The sequence below is a fragment of the Singulisphaera rosea genome, assembly GCF_054877945.1.
The window spans coordinates 112,215-126,914 of the sequence record NZ_JBTYIP020000015.1; the positions used below are offsets into that span (position 1 = coordinate 112,215).

The window sequence follows — 14,700 nt, forward strand, 5'->3', positions numbered from 1 at the left end:
ATCGACTGCGACATGAACGAATTCTTGAGCCGGCTCGAAGCGTCCGCATATTCGCCCTCTGGGATGAGCCGACGGCGCTTCCTGGGCGGCACGATCGCCTGGACCGCGGCCGCCTGCGCCGTGTCTGCCTCGGGCCAGACGATCGGTGCGGCGGACATCATCTTCCGTGGGGGCAAGGTCTATACCCAGGACCCGGCCCAGCCCTGGGCCGAGGCCCTGGCGGTGAGCGGCAAGACCATCTCCGCCGTGGGGACCGACGCCGCGGTGGACAGGCTCCGGGGCGCGGGGACCCGGGTGGTCGAGCTGAACGGCCGGCTCCTCATGCCCGGTTTCGTGGAGGGGCACATCCACCCCTTCCTTGGGGCCTTCCTCACGTCCGGCGTGGATCTCCAGGTATCGACCCGCCGCGAGGCGCTCGCGGCCATCGAGCGCTACGTCGGGAAGAACCCCGTCGGCGACATCCGAGGCTTCGGCTGGCGGTCGGACATGTTCCCGCCGGGAGGGCCGACCCGTCAGGAACTGGATCGCATCATGCCCGACCGGCCCGCCTACTTCTTCGCCATCGACGGTCACAGCCTGTGGGTGAACTCCAGGGCGCTCGAAATGGCGAAGATCACGAGGGACACGCCGGACCCCATCCCCGGCTTCTCCTATTTCGTGCGAGACAAGGACGGGCATCCCACGGGCTATGTGCTCGAGACGAACGCGGTCCTTGCGCTGGTCAACGCCATCGCGCCCGTCTCGGCCGCCGCCTTCGGCCGGCTGTTGCAGGGCTGGCTGCCGATGGCGTCCGCGGCCGGGATCACCACCGTCTTCGACGCCGGGGTGCCGCCGGTGGGCGACGATCAGGGCGCGATCCTCGGTATCTACCTCGACCTGGAGAGGCGGGGCGAACTGCCCTTCCGCGTGGCGGCGTCCTATCTCGTGAAGTCGCCCCCGATCGAGGGCGTCGTGGGTGAGCTCAGGAGCTTGCACTCGCGGGTCGCCGGCGAGTTGGTTCGGCTGAATGTCGTCAAGATCATCGGCGACGGCACGCAGGAGGGCTACACCGCCTGGCTGCTGGAACCCTATTCGGACAGGCCCGGGGCCGTGGGCGCCTCGCCGTTCTCGAGGGACGAGTGGACCCGGCTGATCGGATCGGTGGACGCGGCGGGCTTCGACGTCCATGTCCACGCCTGCGGCGAGGCCACCGCCCGGGCCGCGCTCGACGCGGTCGAGAAGGCGATCGCGGCGAACCCGTCCCGCGACCGTCGCCACACCATCGCTCACCTCGTCTACGTGGACGATGCGGATCTCCCCCGTTTTGGCAAGCTCGGCGTGATCTCCCAGTTCTCCGCCAACTGGATGTCCTCGGATCCCGACACCATGGTTCTCCTCAAGGATCGCTACGGGGAGCGCCAACGGAAGATCTACCGTCCTCGCGACACGCTGGAGAGCGGCGGCCGCATCTCGTTCGGCACCGACTGGCCGGCGGCGGGCTACGTCTCCACCTACAAGCCGCTCGATTCGATCCAGGTCGCGGTGACGCGCCAGCTCATCGGCAAAGCCGGCAGCCCGGTCCTGGAACCGGCCGATCAACGCCTTTCGGTCGCGCAGGCGGTCCATGCCAACACCCTGGGAGCGGCCTACCAACTCCGCATGGAAGACAGGATCGGTTCCTTGGAGGTGGGCAAGGCGGCGGACCTGATCGTGCTCGAACGGAATCTCTTCGAGGGCGATCCCCATGACATCGCACGAACCCGGATCGATCTCACGTTGATGAACGGGAAAGTTACCCACGGCGCGATCTGAAGTCTGGCGCGACTGTTCTCGTGCCCAGGCGTCGACCGGGACGGGTGGCCGAGCAGGAACGGGTCGATCATCAATTTCGCGTCGAACAACTCGTACCCCTCGTCCTCGATGAACATCGCCTTGGGACCCAGAGAGCCTAGCCTCCCGATGAGGGCATTTCCCGGGGGTGCCGGCTGGTACACTCCGCCGGCGGTGATGTTGACGGACACGACGACGGTGTCACGCCACGGGGAGATCTGGAGGTTGCGCAGGTCCACCGGCTTCGAGAGACGGATAATTCGGTCGAACGGCTTCTCGATTTACGCACACGTTGCCGCCATGCCTCCCGACTTCTTGCCGTAGGTTCCGAACGGGTCGGTGGGAGAAGAGGCGCTCGGGTCTGAACCGACGGCCAGGCGGGCCTGGAATGACCCGGCGAATTTGATGTCGAGCTGCGTGATCAGTGCCATGGCGGGGGGAGCTCCAGGCGACGAATGTGATCGGTTTCACGGGCCTGGCGGTCCGCCACCAGCCCGTCGGACCGACGCGCATGCGGAACGTCGGCCACCGCAGTGACACGTTTCGTCGGTTCCACGCCAGCGGTAGTCAGCGTGGGTGAGGAGTGGCGGGATCAGATTCTCCGGCCGGTCTGCCTAAGCCTGATGGCATGGCCCGGGGCGAAGCTGGTAGAGCGAGTGGAGGAGTTGGAGGGGTAGGTTTGTATACTTTTGTTTATATTTTGATGCAACTATTGCCGGACATGGTCAGGCGCCCGGCGGCGAGCTGACTCCATAAAATGACGGATACAATTGCTTCATCATTTTAGGCGTTACGTAACTCCCATAGATATCCAACGGCCTGAGCCCGGGCATCGACTTCAGCATGACCGCGCCCGCGTCTCCGACCTGGGACCTGACTAGGTTCACGACTTTGAGGGCCGGGAGCTTCGCGATCGATCTCACGCCAAGATCGCCGACCTGCGTTTCGGAAACCATGAGGACTTCCAGCATCGGCAAGGTCGCTAGTCCCGCCATCGCATCATCACCAACCGAGGTTCTATCGAGATAAAGAGTATTAAGATTATTCATATTGCGGATGTGGCGGATGCCTGCGTCAGTCACCTTCGTCTCGCATAGGATCAGGAAATGGAGGTCGAGGCCGCGAAGGCGGGCGAGGCCTGAATCGCTCAGATCCGATTTGCTGAAGTCGACGGTCTTGAGCTTCGGGAGCTTTGCCAGATAGCCAGCGAGCTCGTCGGCCCCCGTTTTGTGGAAGCTCAGACGATCTATTGAGCTGAAGAAGTCGATGCCGAGCGATTTCACGAGCCATCGAGGCGCCAAGACCCTCCGCTTCGGGCCATTACCGATGTCGAAATCCGAGTCGTAATGGACGCTGCCGCCCGCTCGGTAGATGGCAGTGATTGACTCTCGCTGGACGTTCACTTTGTGGATGAACCACCCCATCCAGATGGCGAGCGCCCCGATGACGACCATCTGCCCCCGGAGAGTCAGGAAGGGTCGAAGGTTTTGTCGCCAGGTACGTCGCGGGCTTGGGTCGATCATCCCAGTGTTCCCCAAGGACACTTACTCTGGTAATCACAAAATTATAAAGGTTTGGGTCGGAGGCAGTCTTGCCGAGCGTTCACCCGAACGCGTATTCAGATAGTACCAGACGGCCGGGCATAGGCACGCCGACGCAGAGATACCGTCTTCACTCCTTTTCGATCTCGATGAGCGCCCCGTTGGCTGATCCTGAAAGCTCAAAACGATAGTCAGCCGTGCCGCCAGGGTTGGACACAAGCGTTCCGCGCTGGACCGACGCAGCAACCACATCGAAAAGTTGCATATTCGCTTCGCTCTCCTATACCACGGCAACTTGTTCCCAGTCCACGGCCAGCGCGAACTTATGCATGGGCTTGGCCTTCTGTAGGGCTTACGCCCTCTCTCGGTCGCCGGATCGCTTATCCCCGTACGGCTCCCTCGACGGCTCCTCCCGGGATTTGAACTACGGCCGACTCACTTCGCGTTTCTCTCGATGAGTTCACCGCGCACTTCGAACAACTCGACGACCCTGGCTCGACGATCAACCTGCGACATCCCCTCTCCTCGGTCGTCGCCATCGCCGTCTTGGCCATCCTCGCGGGCGCCTGCTGCCCCACCTCCATCGCACGATGGGCCGCCGAGCTCGCGGCGATCCCGGAACTCCTCAGGCTGGTGGACATCAAGGGAGGGCGCATCACGATCGACGCGATGGGGCCTCAGAAGGCGATCGCGGCCCAGTTCGTGGAGGCCCAGGCCGACTGCGTCCTCGCGTTGAAGGGGACCAGGAGACGTTGCATTCAGCGGTCATCGAGTACCTCGATGAGCGACTCGAGGGCGACATGGCCAAGGCGCAGGAGCACTTGACGAGGGAGGTCGGACACGGCCTGGAGAAGTCGAGGACCTATTTCCAACTGCGAGACCCGACGGATCTCCTTGGGGTCGAGTTGTTGTGGAAGGAGGTGAAGTCGGTCGGCGTGGCGATGAAGCGGCGTAGCTGCGGGTGGAGAGACAAGTTCTTGATGGAAGTCGGATCGGAGCAAGGTTTGCCAGATCGCCCAAAAAGGAGCGTAGCGTCAGTCATCGGGACATCTCCGGGTGGAATCGAATGGGATGCTGATTACCTATCAAGATTTACTTGGGAGATGTCCCGCTCAACTCGGATTAAAGGTACAGGGTGCACTGTCGAGACTCGTGGAAAGTCCTGCTTAGGGATGCTCGATCATTCGTTGCAGGACGATCGCCAGGTGTCTGCCCGTCTCGGTAAGGCCGTAGTAGTTGCTCCGTCCTTGCCGACGGACCGAGATGATCCCGCCGTGACGCAGCAAGGCGAGGTGATGGCTGACGGCGGGTTGGGTGTGGCCGAGCTCGTGGCACATCGTGCCGACATTCTTCTCGGCCGATGCGAGCATCAGGATGATTTGGAAGCGACTCGTCTCGCTGATCTGCTTGAGCTGACTCGCCGCGCGGCGGATCATCCGGGCTTCCAGCGCGAGTTCGTTCCGCTTGATGAGGGGCTTGGTCTCGGTGGTGAGGATCATCGTCGCGCCTCCGTTGTTGGGACAGGGGTGATGTGGTGTTTGGGAAGGGAAACGTTCCGTAGTCACGGAACCTGGGCGATCGGGAGGGCCCGGAATGTCGGGCCGAACGACGTCGGGATCTCGTCGACAATCAAGGCCGAGAGATCCACCAGGATGTCGGGGCGGCGAGCCCCGCGTCGCGGAGCCGCCGCCCTTGAGGCGACCCGTCGTGCCAGCGGCAGACGTCCTGTCCGTCGAGGTTAGACAAATCGCCATGGTTTTCGGGGGCAGGCTCTGCCATTCGCCCCGACAAAGTCACCTGTCGAGCCTGCGAGAGGATCAGCACATTCCACCACCACCGCTGCCACCAAAGCCCGTGGGCGGTCCGTCATTGCCCGATGGGCCCCCGCCTCCTCCGCCCGGCCCCATCGGGCCGATCACGAGGGTGAAGTAGGGGAAGGCGCCGGCGTCGGTGTTATCGCCGAGCGCCGCCAACACGGCGGTCCAGTCGGCGTCGATAGTCGCGAGGTCAGTTGAGGTGATATTCGAGGAGGTCACCGCCGCCGCGAGCGCGTTGTAGGCGGTGGTGAGGTCGGTCGTCTCCAGGTCGGTCGGCGAGTCGGTGAAGATCGCCTCGAACTCGGCGAGCAGGGTCGCGTCGTCGGCGAGCGTCGTCCCGGAGGCGAAGGCCGTGACGAGGCCGTCCTGGAACGAGGCCAACGCGGAAGGGCTGCTCGGGGTCAGCCCATCCTTCTGCAAGGTCATGAAGGCCTCGCGGATTGCCGTCAGTTCGCCGATCGTCGTGCCCGAGGCGAGCTGGATGGTCTCGATGTCATCTCGGATCGTGTCGACCGCGGTTCGGAGCGCCGACTCCGAGGTGTCGCCGGACGAATCCGTCGGCGTCGTGGTCGTGCCCGAGCCCGTCGAGGTACCTGTGCTCGTCGAGTCGGAGCCCGTGCTCGTCGAGGATCCGGTCGAGCTCGTCGACGAAGTGGCCGTGCTCGTGCTGGTACCGTCGGTGCTCGAGCTCGTCGTGGTCGAACTCGTGCTGGTGTTGAACGAGGCCCGCCAGCCGTGATGGAAGTGGCCGAGCCCGTGGTGCAGGACACCCACATGGGCGGGGGTGATGCGCCCTTCGAGGTTTTCGCAGGACAGGACAACCCGCTTGGGTCGGCGGGGCACGCTCCCAAGGGCCCGTTGGCGGCTGGCAATCAATCGAAGCGGCATCATGTGGACTCCACCTGTCTCAATCGGTGACGAAACGAGTGATCGGACCGTTGCCGGACGAGTCGCCGGTCGTCTAGGAGATGAAAAATAAGGAAACGTGTCTGAAGTGAAAAATTGTGGTGTTTTCTCGGTGTCGCTCCGTGCCCCCCGTCCCGGACGCGAAGGCCCTGGGAGTGGGGTGACCGGACGAGTCGTCGGTGCCCGGGAATTCGGCGACGATCGCGACGGCGTTTCTCGGGCCTTACTTCGGACGCACGACGGCCGACTCGACCGTGGTGGAGCATGACCCCCGGACTGGCATCGGACGGACGTTTTCGAGCTCGGACAAAAGAATGGATCCGGTTTCGGGACGAAAAGCGCGCGCAACGTTTCGCGAAATTTCCTTGTTCTTCGATTAACTCATCAAGAGGAGACGCCTCCGTTCTCGATTCGATGTCTCGTGGCGCGGAGAGAAACGGTTCTCAGTTCGTCACGAGGGGCGTTTGGGCGGCGATTTCAGGGAAGACGGGTCGGGCCGACGTGGGATACCGACCCGGGACGAGTCCTCGATTTCGTCGAACGACCCTCAAAATCACGTCGGACCGTGGGCACGAGAACCCCTCCCTGGAGTGTCCGGAGGCCGGGGTTCGTCCTTCGAAGGCGAAGCTACCCATGAGAACGAGACGTCGCCGCGAAGCCCGAGACTTGACGGGCCTGGAACACCTGGACCGTCGCTGGCTGCTCAGTACCTTGGTCGGGGCCCATGCCGCGGCCCCTCCGAGCTCTCCTCCCGAAGTGGCACCGCCGCGCGCGGGACTCGTCGACCTCGGAGGGCACGGGGGACAAGGGCATGGTCCATCGGGGCGGGACAATCCTAGTCCGGCCTTCGGAGCGACCTCGGGCTCTTCACCTGGACCCGGTGGGGCGAACGCTTGGCCCTCGGCTCAAACTCCGTCCGAGCAAGCGAAGGGTCCTGAACCTCTCCTCGTGGTTCCGTCGCCTTCGTCGGGGAACGCCCGGGGGAGCGGAACTCCGCCGAGTGTCACGCCTCTCGCAGGGACCGGTTCGCCTCGTCCGCAGTCGGTTCGGCCCGTCCTCTCCTCGCTCGAGATCCTCCTGGCGCTGGAAAGCGTCCCGAATGCGGTCGAGGTCGAGGTTGCCGCTGACACGGCTCTCGATCCTGTCCTATCCACCGTTTCGAGCCTCACCGCGACGCCCGGACCGCCGATCAGCCCGGGTGGCTTCGTGGCGACGCCCTTGGTCATCCCGGGGGCCGGGGCGGTCGTCCGATCGTCGGTCGATCCTGCGCTCGTCGAATCCGAAACCGGATCGGTCGACGCTCCCTCGACGATTGCGTTTGAAAGGGAGGTGGGATCGCCCCTCGATGTGTCGGCGCGACCTTGCGACTCGGATGCGGGAGTCGGGTTGTACACATCCTTGGTGCCCCGTGGGGCGGACCTCCTGACGGCGGTGTTGCCCCTCGATCGCGACACGATCGAAGCGTCGGTCTCGCGGTTCCTCGCCCAGTTCGAAGGCGAAGATCCTGACGACGGGGGAGACACCGGCGTACGTTGTCCGAGGTGGGTCATAGTGGGTGCGGGGGGGCTTGCGCTCGAGGTCGCCCGACGTTGGCGGGAACGTCGAGAGTCGGCAAGACCTGGCGGCCCGGCGAGGCGTCGGCGATCCGCCCTCCATGGCCTCTCCTGATCGGCCGTTGAAGAACCCCTCGAGGGCGTTGCCATGAAGGTCGAGGATTCTCTGGATCCCTGGATCGAGCGGCTCAATCAAGGAGATTCCGAGGCGTTGGAGCGGGTCCTCCAGTCCTGCGAGCCCTCGCTGCGAATCGCCGTACGGCGTCGGCTGGGACGCAAGCTCCGCACCAAGGTCGACTCGATGGATATCGTCCAGTCGGTCTTCGCGGGCGTCGTGCCGGGCTTCCGCAACGGTGGATGGCAATTCGCGGGCCGTCCCCAGGTCATGGCCTTCCTCCGTCGAGTGGCCTGGAGGCGGCTCGCCGACCAGAACCAGGAGCATCGCTACGCCTTCGACCGGGAGCAGTCCCTGGCCGACGTCCCGCTCGGGAAGACCCCGCAGACGCCGGCCCCGAGGCCAAGCGAGGTCGCGCAGGGGCACGAGCTCTGGAAACGCGTCCTCGACACGTGCCCGCCCGCCCATCAGGAGGCCGTGAAACTCCGGGCCAAGGGCTATCGGATCGGAGAGATCGCCGACCGGACCGGATTGCACGAGGGGAGCGTCCGACGGATCTTCTACGACCTCGCGAGGCGCCTCTCGATCGCGCGTCGGGGGGAGGCCGAGAGACCCGACGAATCCTCTTGAGGGACCTCGCGATGATTCCGGCTTCAGGTTCTTCCGAGGTTCCGACCCGGGGTTCGCGGTCCTCCCCTCCAAGCCTGACGGGGGAGGGGGGACGAGCTTCGCACATGGTCGCGGCGATGGCGGATGCCTGGGGACGGGGTGAGCAGGTCTCCGCTGAGCAGATCCTCGAGCGGCAGCCGGAACTCGACACCGAGACGGCGATCCGACTCGTCTATGAGGAAGTCTGGCTCAGGCGGGAGGCCGGGTTGGAGGTCGACACGTCCGAGGTCGTCGAACGGTTCCCCCGCTGGGCCGTCGAGCTCCGGGATCTCTTCGAGTGCGACCGGATGCTCTCGCCGATCTCCGATCCGGTCGCATGGCCCGAGGTCGGCGAGGCCCTCGGGCCGTTCCGGCTCCTCGCCGAGTTGGGGCGGGGGGCGTGCGGGCGGACATACCTCGCCATCGAGCCGGGGTTGGCGGATCGGCCGGTCGTCGTGAAGGTGATTCCGGGCGACTACGACGAACACCTGGCACTCGCTCGACTGCGACATACGCACATCGTCCCGCTCTTCTCGGAGCACTCGTTCGCCGACCGAGGCCTGCGTGGGCTCTGCATGCCGTACCTCGGGGGGGCGAGCTTCTCCCTGATCCTCCAGGGATTGGCCGACGTACCCCTATCCGAACGCTCGGGACGGCTCCTGGTCGAGTTGATCGACCAGAACACCTCGAGGATGCCGGCCTGTCCCTCCCCGGCCGGTCCGTTTCGGCGCGGGCTCGAAGACGCGTCGTATGTTCACGCGGTCACCTGGGTCGCGGCGTGCCTGGCCGATGCCCTTCATTACTCGCACGCTCGCGGCCTCGTCCACATGGACGTCAAACCCTCGAACGTCCTGATCACGATCGACGGCCAGCCGATGCTCCTGGATTTTCACCTCGCCCGCCCACCGATCTCGGCCCACGAGGAGATTGTCGATCGGCTCGGCGGAACTCCGGGGTGGATGGCCCCCGAACAAATCGAGGCGATGGAGGCGGTCGAGGCCGGGCGTCCCATCGACGTGGCCGTCGACGGTCGGGCCGACATCTACGCCCTCGGGCTCCTGCTCCGCGAATCGCTCGCCGACCCCGAGTCGACCTTCGACGGCGAGGATTCTCTGGGCTTGATCCGAGCTCTCCCGCGGATCAGTCCCGGGCTTCGTGAGATCCTCACCAAGTGCCTGGCCGACCACCCGGCCGACCGTTACCAGGATGCGGCGACCCTGGCGGATGACCTGAGGCGTCATCTCGACGACCTTCCGTTGCGCGGCGTACGAAATCGGAGCCCTCTCGAGCTTTGGCAGAAGTGGCGGCGACGCCATCCCGGCGCCCTCGCCTGGTACCTCGCCGGACTTTCGATCGTGGTCGCGTCGCTCGGGGCGGTCGCCGAGGCTGTCTCCACCTATCGTCAACGCATAAGCCAGGTCTTGGTGGCCCTCGAAGTCGGGCGCCGAGATCAAGAGCTCGGCCGGTACGACGAGGCGATGCACGTCCTGGATGACGGCCTCGACGACGCCGACTCCCTGCCGGCGCTCAGTGGATTGTCGAAGGCTCTCCGCGAGGAACGCCTCCGCGCCTCGCGGGGGCGGATGGCGAAGGAGCTTCATTCCCTGGCCGATCCGATCCGGTATCGCTACGGCATCGACCTCCCGAAGCCCGACGTCGGGGAGATACTCGTCGGACAGTGCCGATCCCTCTTCGAACGCCGAGGGCTGATCCTCCCGGTATCGAACGTCCCGGCCCTCTCGGAGGAGCTCGAGGAGAGGATCAAGCGGGATCTCGTCGAAGTCGCGGCCGTTTGGGTCGATTTCCGCGTCGGGCTCGCGACACCTGAGACATTCGACGTCGCCCGTCGCGAGTCCCTTCGGATCCTCGAACAGGTCGAGTCGACCGCGGGCCCGAGCTTCGCCATCGACCTCAGACGTCAGTCTCTCGGCGGCCGCCCTTCGCGGGATCCCCGAGCCCTCGAGCCTCGGACGGCCTGGGAGTTCTACGATCAAGGACGCCACCTCCTGCGGTCCGGTAGGTTCGCCCCCGCGACTGAGGCGTTTCGACGTGCCCTCGACCTCAGGCCCCAGGACTTCTGGTCGAACTTCTACTCGGGACTCGGCTCGTATCGGCTCGGCCGGTTCGGCGAGGCCGTCGCGGCTTTCCGCACCTGTGTTGCTCTCGCGCCCGAGGTCGCGACCTGCCGATATAACCGAGCCCTGGCCTACGACGCGCTCGGCCAGTGGGAACGAGCCTTCGAGGACGACACCCGGGCGCTCTCCCTCGATCCCGGCTTCACGGCTGCCCGATTGAATCGCGGGATCCTGTCCTACAAGCATGGTCGACTCCGCCAGGCCATCGACGACTTCGAGCTGGCGTTGAGTGCGCCGGTCCCCGAGCGCGAGATCCGGGGACGCCTGCGTTACAACCTCGCCCTCGCGAGGTTCCAGCAGGGGGATCGGACATCGGCGAAGACGAACGCCGAGCAGGCCCTCCTGGATGGTTGTTCGGAGGCCCAACCGCTCTTCGAGGAACTGCGAGCCGGCTATACGGTCCTTGCGCCTCGGCCGAGTCCGTCATCTTTGCGAGATGCGTCGACACGATGAAGGTCAACGTGGGCCGTTGACGACGCTCAAGGGGGGGCGACGTTGGCCGTGAGGATGAGGAGGACGGAGAACCCAAGGGCCCAGCGGAGGGGAAGCTCGGCGCAGGGGCGACGCCGAGCCTGGGAAGGTCCGGTCAATGGACGCGGGGGTTCCGCTGGCGTGCCGCGAGCTTCGCCTGGCGGGCGGCGAGGGCGGCGGCCTTCTTGGCGGCGGCTTTCTGCGCGGCGGCCTCGGCGAGAGCCTTCCGGGTCGCGGCCTTCTTGTCGGCGACAGTCGGCGTGCCGTCGTCGGTCGACGCGGACGTGCTGGTGTCGCCCGCGGGGCCCTGGACCTTAAAGGTACTGGAGAATCCGACGCTGCTCGTCGTCGGCACCCGGTCGATGTTCTGTTCCGGGTCGAGGATCACGGCGATCCTCCCCGTGATTTGACTGCTGAGTCCGGTCGGGAGCGAGGCGGGAAGCTTGAGGTTGGCCGAGACGTTGGTGGTCGCGCCCGCGGCGAGGCTGCTGACGGCGGTATCGCCGAGGAAGACACCGTTCACCGTCCCGTCCGTCCCCACGAGGACGAACCGGACGCGGACCGAACCCGCGGCGACCGTACCCGCGTTCCCAAGGGCAGCGGTGACCTGAACGCTCTGGCCCCAGGTCGCGTTGGTCGTCGCCGTGGTGACGCCCGTGACGACCAACTGCGGCAGGGCCGTCGGCATCGCCGGCGGTTTGGCCGGGGTATTGATCGTGAGCAACGCCTCGTCGGCCCCGACCCCTTGGCTCGCCACGTGGGGGTAGACCTGGTTGAGCACGTAATCGGCATCCTGGGCGACCGAGAGCGTGAAGTCGCTCCCTCCCGCCAGTGCGGCCGGGGGAATCGTCGGGATGGTGATGGAGCGTGTGATCGTCGTCGACTGCCCGGCGGGGATCGCCGGGATCGCGATGTTGCCGACCGATACGTCGGACAGCCCACCGATTGCGTTGCCGGAAGGCGTGAGCACGACCAGGGCCGTCGTCGCCGGCGCGTCGGCCGTCCCGTTGTTGGTGATCTGCTCGGTGACCGTGATCGGCCGTCCCCATTCGGTCGTGTTGGAGGAGAGCTGGAGGCTTGTTCCAACCAGCGAAGCCGACGTCGGCAGGGCGGCCGTCGCCTGCGCGATGTCGGTCCCGAGGCCTACGGCGGTGTTGTTCGACTCGTTGCTCTCGGCGATCTTGCCGTTGGGGTCGACGGTCATCCCCACGAAGACGGTCCCCGAGGGGGAAGTTCCGCTCAGGGGAGTCGACGGGAGGAGCACCTGTTGGTCGAAGCTGGCCGTTGCGCCCGGGAGCAGGCCGGAGGGCAGGGTGATCGTTCCGAGGGCCACTTCGCCCGACGTGCTCCCCAACGCGGGCGCGGCGTAGAGCATCACTTGGATCGGTGCCGTGACGGTCGTCGTCCCCTGATTCACGACCGTCCCCTGGACCTCGAAGGTCTGGCCCCAGGTCAGGCTCGACGGGACCGAGATCGACTGCCCCGTCAGGTCGGGCAGGTCGGAGGTCGCCGAGAGGAGTTGGCGCCCCTCGAGCGGCTCGAAGCGGAGGACGTGTGGTCCGCGCCCCCAGGCGCGGCGGCGAGCGTCGGCCCGACGTTGGTCGTTGGGCATGGGGCTTTCTCCTCCCTGAGGAAACGCACCCGAGATTTGAGAGCGCGTTCGGTCTGCGTACGACACCCATCCTGGGGTCGTCGCGAAACCTACCTGGAGCCGTCAACTCCGTCAAGGCGAGCCACGTTACGAAATCCTTCGGTGTCGGGCGACGCCCCACGTCGCTTGGACGGAGTGGATCACGAGATTTTGAGCCGGAATCGTTGTTCGCCGATCTGGAACTGGATCACCTTGTCGACCACGATCTGGGACAGCCGGAGCCAGAGGCCGTTCTGAGTCCGGTTGTGTTCGGCATTCCAAACCCCCTTTGCGTTCCGCGACAGGCGAACGTGGCGCGGTTCGCAGAAGGGGTCGTCCGTCCGGACGACCGGGCATGAGGGGTCGGAACCGATCCAGTACTCGGGTTTGACGAGCAGGAGCCGATTCCCGATCTCGTTGCCGATCACTTCGGTCAGGGCCGAAGTGCGGAGCGGATTCGTTCCTTCGTTCCAGCCGTGAGTCTGGCCGGAGAACGAACCGTCGCCCAGTTGGTCGACCGTCGCGTCGGAGACCGAAGGAGGGGCGTCGAAACGGTAACGCCCATTGCCGACGAGGAATTCGGCCTTGTCAGCGATCACCGTCCGGCTGACTCGGACGAACATGCCGTGCAGGCTTTGGAGGTCGGTCACGACCCAGCGATGGACACCGGCGACGGTCTGGAGAGTGATCTCGACATGCCTCGAGGAAATGCGTCCATCGATCGGGATCCGGAGATCCCCCTCCGTGCGACCGATGACGAAGCGACGGTCTCGGATTCGGATGACCTCGCCATCAAGCTTCCCGTCGTCGTAAACCGTCAGGATCGGCATGGGCGGCCGCGCAGTCGGGCGAAAGAGGTGCGCAGGGGGCGCCCCGATCGAGGGGGCCGTCGGTGCGATGGTCATGATCGGAGGAGGTACCGAACCCTGGGCCTGGGCTTGTGCCCGAGGTTGGAGGCCCGAGAGGAGGGCTTGGCGGAGATCCTCGTCGGTCTCGATGAGCGTCCCGGAACGTTCCTCGGCGAAATCTGGTCGCCGGGGCCGATCCTCCAAGGCGGCTGCAGGCTCGATCGCGGTTGAGGTTCGCTCCGGCGGGTTCGACGGGGCCGGGCGCGACGGTAGAGACATGGAGGGCTGCCTTTCACTAAGGATTGGCTCGGAGACCGAGATCCTCGACGGCGGAGTCGAGGCGATTTCGGGACGAACGTGGCGAGATCGCCGTTTCTCCGCCGCCTTCGAGATCCAACCGGGATGGCTCCCCGGTCGAGACGAGAGGTTACCCGGAGTTCCGCGAAGCGACGGCCTTGCTCTTGACTTTGAGCCTTGACTTACGCTTCGACTTGACCCGATCGGGGGCGGTCTCGGGCGAATAGGCCCGCTCGACGTCCTTCAAACCACCGACGCTCTTCACCATCGCGGGGGACGGGCCGAGCTTCGCCTTGAATTTGTTCATGGTCCCGAACGCATTCAAGGCGTTCCTGACCGCAGTGTCGGCATTCAACTCTGAATATTCGCTCATCGTATTGTCCACGACCGGCTGCATTTCTTCTCGTTCACGGACGAACGCGACCTTGTGTTTCTCGAAGTCGGTATTGAGCTTCTCGACCTGCTGCGCCGAGAGGCGTCGCTTTCGGAGCATATTAAGCTGGGCGTTGACGTAGACCAAATTCTCCTGCGTCGCGTTCCTCTCTGCCATGGCCTCCTCCACATAAAGCTTCTGTTCGTAGGTCTGTCGGGGGAGCCTCGGGATCTCCATGTCGAAGATCCGGATCTGCCCCTCAAGCGCGATCCTCATGTCGTCGGCTTCCTGGAAGTTGGCCTCGACTACCATGTTGTCGATGATCTTGTCGCCCGTCGAGGTCATGCGCACCATCGCCGGTCGGATCCGCTTCACCGCCGCGAAAACGTTGGATTCCGACGCGACGACGAAATACGCCCCGGACTTCGTGAGGCCTCGTTCCCTCAGCACGTCTGCGGGCGTCGGGGTGGCGGCGATCGATCCGCCGGCCAGGGACGTCAGCGACAAAAGTGCGGCCATCGAAATCATGCGTCGATTCGACATCATTATCTGTCCTC

General features: G+C 65.1%; 12 protein-coding genes and 1 pseudogene. 5 read left to right on the forward strand and 8 right to left on the reverse strand.

The genetic code is table 11. From position 1 onward, the window contains the following. The first annotated feature begins 12 nt into the window (after positions 1 to 12). On the forward strand, positions 13 to 1,791 hold the full coding sequence (locus ACYOEI_RS23420; RefSeq protein ID WP_462852050.1) for an amidohydrolase: 1,779 nt from the start codon (positions 13 to 15) through the stop codon (positions 1,789 to 1,791). A gap of 299 nt (positions 1,792 to 2,090) precedes the next feature. Here ACYOEI_RS23420 and ACYOEI_RS23425 read toward each other — a convergent pair whose 3' ends face one another. From ACYOEI_RS23425 to ACYOEI_RS23435, 3 genes are all read right to left on the reverse strand, one after another. Continuing rightward, the gene (locus tag ACYOEI_RS23425; protein ID WP_462852051.1) at positions 2,091 to 2,240 is read right to left on the reverse strand and encodes a hypothetical protein; all 150 of its coding nucleotides are present in this window, start codon (positions 2,238 to 2,240) and stop codon (positions 2,091 to 2,093) included. A gap of 294 nt (positions 2,241 to 2,534) precedes the next feature. After that, positions 2,535 to 3,263 carry a leucine-rich repeat domain-containing protein gene (locus ACYOEI_RS23430; protein ID WP_462852052.1) on the reverse strand — a complete coding sequence of 243 codons (729 nt, stop codon included), beginning with the start codon at positions 3,261 to 3,263 and terminating at the stop codon, positions 2,535 to 2,537. Between the two features lie 217 nt (positions 3,264 to 3,480). Beyond that, positions 3,481 to 3,615 (reverse strand): hypothetical protein, encoded by a 135-nt coding sequence (locus ACYOEI_RS23435; RefSeq protein WP_462852053.1) that lies wholly within the window; start codon positions 3,613 to 3,615, stop codon positions 3,481 to 3,483. A 212-nt stretch (positions 3,616 to 3,827) separates the two neighbouring features. Between ACYOEI_RS23435 and ACYOEI_RS23440 the strand changes: the two are divergent. Continuing rightward, a pseudogene (locus ACYOEI_RS23440) lies at positions 3,828 to 4,175 on the forward strand (transposase family protein); the annotation flags it as partial. 341 nt (positions 4,176 to 4,516) lie between these two features. On the opposite strand, the gene ACYOEI_RS23445 reads toward ACYOEI_RS23440, so the two are convergent. Together ACYOEI_RS23445 and ACYOEI_RS23450 are read right to left on the reverse strand one after the other, a co-directional pair. After that, positions 4,517 to 4,849 (reverse strand): ArsR/SmtB family transcription factor, encoded by a 333-nt coding sequence (locus ACYOEI_RS23445; RefSeq protein ID WP_462852054.1) that lies wholly within the window; start codon positions 4,847 to 4,849, stop codon positions 4,517 to 4,519. Between the two features lie 318 nt (positions 4,850 to 5,167). Beyond that, positions 5,168 to 6,058: a hypothetical protein gene (locus ACYOEI_RS23450; protein WP_462852055.1), complete on the reverse strand. Its 891-nt coding sequence runs from the start codon at positions 6,056 to 6,058 to the stop codon at positions 5,168 to 5,170. Between the two features lie 1,401 nt (positions 6,059 to 7,459). Between ACYOEI_RS23450 and ACYOEI_RS23455 the strand changes: the two genes are divergently transcribed. From ACYOEI_RS23455 to ACYOEI_RS23465, 3 genes are all read left to right on the forward strand, one after another. Beyond that, entirely contained in the window at positions 7,460 to 7,741 is a 282-nt protein-coding gene (locus ACYOEI_RS23455) for a hypothetical protein (protein ID WP_462852056.1), read from the forward strand. A gap of 33 nt (positions 7,742 to 7,774) precedes the next feature. Then, the gene (locus ACYOEI_RS23460) at positions 7,775 to 8,371 is read left to right on the forward strand and encodes an RNA polymerase sigma factor (RefSeq protein ID WP_462852057.1); all 597 of its coding nucleotides are present in this window, start codon (positions 7,775 to 7,777) and stop codon (positions 8,369 to 8,371) included. 104 nt (positions 8,372 to 8,475) lie between these two features. Then, a complete protein-coding gene (locus ACYOEI_RS23465) occupies positions 8,476 to 10,977 on the forward strand; it encodes a protein kinase domain-containing protein (RefSeq protein WP_462852058.1) in 2,502 nt (833 codons plus the stop codon). Between the two features lie 133 nt (positions 10,978 to 11,110). Here ACYOEI_RS23465 and ACYOEI_RS23470 read toward each other — a convergent pair whose 3' ends face one another. The 3 genes from ACYOEI_RS23470 to ACYOEI_RS23480 form a co-directional block, all read right to left on the reverse strand. Then, positions 11,111 to 12,607 (reverse strand): CARDB domain-containing protein, encoded by a 1,497-nt coding sequence (locus tag ACYOEI_RS23470; RefSeq protein ID WP_462852059.1) that lies wholly within the window; start codon positions 12,605 to 12,607, stop codon positions 11,111 to 11,113. 179 nt (positions 12,608 to 12,786) lie between these two features. Beyond that, a complete protein-coding gene (locus ACYOEI_RS23475) occupies positions 12,787 to 13,752 on the reverse strand; it encodes an FHA domain-containing protein (RefSeq protein WP_462852060.1) in 966 nt (321 codons plus the stop codon). Between the two features lie 148 nt (positions 13,753 to 13,900). Then, positions 13,901 to 14,671 carry a hypothetical protein gene (locus tag ACYOEI_RS23480; protein ID WP_462852061.1) on the reverse strand — a complete coding sequence of 257 codons (771 nt, stop codon included), beginning with the start codon at positions 14,669 to 14,671 and terminating at the stop codon, positions 13,901 to 13,903. Positions 14,672 to 14,700: the final 29 nt, after the last annotated feature.